The organism is Pseudoalteromonas sp. BSi20311 (assembly GCF_000239875.1).
GTDB lineage: Bacteria > Pseudomonadota > Gammaproteobacteria > Enterobacterales > Alteromonadaceae > Pseudoalteromonas.
Genome location: NZ_BADU01000074.1, coordinates 1 through 4203 on the forward strand (window position 1 = coordinate 1; position 4203 = coordinate 4203).

The window sequence follows — 4203 nt, forward strand, 5'->3', positions numbered from 1 at the left end:
TATAAGAATAAGAAACAAAATGACCTAACCTTAGTTGGTTGGCTATTTTTGTTTTAAACCATACCTAATTAAAGTTTTGCATCGTGTAAAACAGATACCGAAACTGAAGAAACTAGACCTGAAGTAGCTGTTGAAGTAATAGTTACATTACCGTTTACAACTGCATTTTTATCATCAACCGGCACTCTTAAAACACCAAATGAAAAGTTAATTGGCCTAACAGTAGTTGTATTAGGAACGATATAATCAGTTGTTCCCGTTAACTTGCCTTGATCTGAACTTATTTTAACCGCGGTTTCTACTGGTAATGGATTATTAAACATATCAGCAATATAAACAGTTGCTGCAACACTTGTAACACCAGTTGCTTCCGTTAAATCAATTTGTGATATTTGACACATTTTAGCGCTAGTTGGATCATCAAGCACTCTGCGCACAACAGGGCTTGCCGAATCACTATTTACACGCACTTCAGCTGCAGTAACCCCCGGTATTGCAGAACAGTCGTCGGCAAAAGTAACCACCCTGAAAAACGCAGCATCACCCGACATAACAATTTCTTGGTTTTGAAAAACATTGACCAAGTCACGACTACACAAGTTAATTGCAACATCTTCTGGTCTACAAAGAAGACCATTGTACATACTATTGCCTATTGTCCAGTCGCCATTATTATCAAAGTCGATAAATTCTTCAAATTCATCTCCTTCTGAATTATTTCCTGAACACGCTTCAGCAGGAGCATTACAGTCTTTTCCTCCATAAGTGCCATCTTCGTTGTGATCTATAAATGCTTCAGGAATATCAAATAGCTCACTAAAAAAGTCTTGGCTGTCATAATAACCATTACCGTTTAGATCAGAAAAGGTTTCTTCACCTATTGCATAGGCAAGAACTGTTGCCCTGCCCCCTAAAGGTCGATCTATCTCTAAATTATCGAGTGTAGTTCCTTTAACAATACCTAATGGGCAAGGCAAACCACTGTCACATTTTTCAAAAATAGTATTTTCATACATAGAGTCTGTAAATGGACGGGGGTTACTACTGCGCCAAGTAACAGAGCAAGTACCATTTATTGTCGTACAGCTAGGTTCAATGACGCCACCTTCTGTTATAAAGCTGACAGCAGTGCCATCAGGCACCGGGTTATTGAAATGATCGGCTAACCTTGCATTAACCATCACTTCATTACCATCAACATTCAAGCCGTGAACGTTAAAAATAGAGCGTGATAAGGAAAAGCTATTTTGATCTGCAATTCCAGTACTAATTACTAATACATCTGAAGGCGCAGATACCGTTATCGTATCACCATTAACCGTCTCTTCTATAGAGGCAATTACACGCACAGGTGTTGCCACCACACCCGATTGCACTGTAGTTCTAATTTCACCCTCTGCATTAGTTATCGCTGAATCAGTGCCTAATGTTATGCCACCCACAGCAGTTGATAATGCAAAGTTGACTGTTCTTGATGCCAAATCATTGCCATTGGCATCAACAAGTTTAAATATCACTTCTGATATTTCACGTCGATTAGCACCACCAGTTCCCTTAAGTGCTATTACTGGATCAGTAACCTCAACAAATTGAATGAAACCAACATTTGCTGGACTAACATTAATCGTCGTGCTGGCAGAAACCGTATCGCCACCGGTAATTACGCTAGCCGTGATAATATCGCCACCTTCACAAGTTAGTGGTCGATAAGTTGAGCGGGCAAAACCACCGATACTAGTAACTGTTTCATCCATCACAGCTAAGCCTGATGCAACACATCCTGATGAAAACTCAACATTTAGAGGTGCCGTATACAAATTACCGTCTTTTGTAATTTCAATTGATACCAGTGCCGTAGAACCTGCTGCAAGTGATTGGTTAGCTGCGACCGTACTCGATATCGCAATATCAATATCAACTGCGGCGATTTGAAATGCTTTCGTTAAACTACTATTTAAAACCGATACGGTAATTTCACCTGCTCCTACGTCACGCCCAGGAATTATATCCAGTAAAGCGATGCCATTTTCATCTGTAATGGCCGTACCAGTATTGGGAGAAATTGCACCAATTGTAGTAGTTGCAGTAACTAAAGTTTGCGGTAAGGCAACTGTAGAATCTTTTTTATTTACTTCTATATATAGTATGCCTGTTGAATCTCCAGAGATACTGGCTGTAGTATCACATAAACTTTTGTCTCTTATCGTTTTAAAATCTGACGGACAGTTTTGTAAAATACTAAAGCTTATATCAGCACTGCTCTGATTAGGGTCAATCGCATCGCCGCGGGTATAAAACCCTATCTTTTTCTCAACCGCTTCAAACTGTGCAGTTACAATACCTGCGCCTTCAATTGTTCCTGATGTTAAGTTAAGTGTTGCAACACCATTAGTGTCTGTTAACGCAGTGCCTGAACTTGGTAACAAACTACCTAACGTTGAACTAAATGAAACAACTTTACCCGCAGCTGGGTTACCGTCAACATCTAAAATAGTCGCTTGTACTAAGCCACTATCGTTAGCACTAATTTCACTGATTTGCGTTAAACTCGTCGATGAAATTAAGCTTAAATCTATCATAAAATCATTTGAGGTGCCGGGGGGAGGAGCATCACCTTTAGAAGTGTAAGTGAATTGGTTTGAATCAAAAACAGATGTTTCATCTAGCTTATAAGTTGCCGAAACAGTACCAGCACCTTGCTCTGTGCCTGTCAGCAAGTCTACCTTTGCAATACCTGCGGCATCGGTCATAGCCGTTCCATTTGATGGATTTATTTTGCCAAAACCCGACAAATTAAATTGGATTAGCTGATAAGCACTTGGCTGTCCATCGACCAATAGCGTCGCTTGTGCTACTGCTGGGTTTTCATAATCAACCGTTCTTGTTTCTGTGCCATCTGAAGCAATTAAATTAACGCTTAACTGTGCTTTTTCAATAATGACAGTTTCAAAATCAAATGGCGCTGATGAATAAGCAACCCCTTGAACAATATAGCTAACCACTACCTTAGAAGCGCCAGCTGTTTCACCCGCTGTTAACTCAATTTGCGCTACACCTGAGTCATCTGTTAACACACTACCCGATGCTGGATTTAATGAACCTATAGTTCCGTCAAGTGCAAAGGTGACACTCTTACCTGCCACAGGAGCTCCTACGTCATCAATTACTGTGGCTTTTAATTCAAGTGGCACCAGACTAGTGACAGTATTTGATTGAGCGCCGGTCTCTTTTGAATAGCCCTGAATACTTAATGTATAGGCAACTTGATCGCCGCTTGTTTTAAAAGAGAATGTATCGCTGTAATCAATACCATTTAATGTATAAGTGGCTGTAACCTCACCAGCCCCAGCATTCACGCCGGCTGTAAGCTCAATTGCAGCAGTACCGTTGCTATCAGTGATAGCGGTACCAGAAACTGGATTAAGTTTACCTATATCGTCTGCCAAGCTAAATTTAATGCGTTCTCCAACTATTGCATTTTCTTCTTTCCTGAGAGTCGCACGAAGCTCTAATGGTGACGCAGCAGTAATTATATTTGATTTACTTCCATCTATTTTAGAAAATCCATCCAAGGATAGACTAAATAAATTTGATTCACTATCTCCTGCATCACCTGCAGATTCAAACGAAAAAGATGCTGTAAAGGCATCACCATCGACTGAGTACGCTGCAGTTACTTCACCCGCACCTTTAACTGTCCCAGCTTTAAGTTCAATTTGTGCTACACCTTCACTATTTGTTAATGCGCTACCAGAGATAGGATTTAATTCCCCAACTTGATCTTCTAATATGAAAGTAACTCTCTCACCGCTAATTGCAACACCGTCTTTTTCTAGAGTTGCCCTAAGCTCTAGTGGAAAGCTCGCTGAGACTGAGTTTGATATACTTCCATCTGATTTTGAGTACCCTTGAAGTATGAGTGTATAATTCGAGTCATCGGATGTACCTCCGCTATTACCACCAATGCTCCCCTCTTTCTCAAGTGAGCCACCACCGCCACAGGCTGTTACTAAAAAGCTGAGCATAATGATGCAGAGCACTCTTATTGAAGGCATAGACTTCTCCTTGTATTTTATTGACTAAGCGTTATTTACTTAATGTTAACCTATAACTTAGTCTAAAATCTCAGCTTTTTACTCTTTTTTGTGATAAATATTTTTAAAAAGTTGACGTTTTTTCTGTAAAAAAAATTACATGCTGTTA

Annotated in this window: 1 protein-coding gene; it reads right to left on the minus strand. The window is 39.9% G+C overall.

What is annotated here, in order from left to right; translation table 11 throughout:
• Nucleotides 1-68: 68 nt before the first annotated feature.
• Nucleotides 69-4055, minus strand: a complete 3987-nt coding sequence (locus P20311_RS08105) for an Ig-like domain-containing protein (RefSeq protein ID WP_008111584.1) — start codon at nt 4053-4055, stop codon at nt 69-71.
• Nucleotides 4056-4203 lie beyond the last annotated feature (148 nt).

Bases quoted from the DNA above. Each gene is read 5' to 3' on its own strand.
- P20311_RS08105 (WP_008111584.1), bottom strand. From the start codon at position 4,055: ATGCCTTCAATAAGAGTGCTCTGCATCATTATGCTCAGCTTTTTAGTA.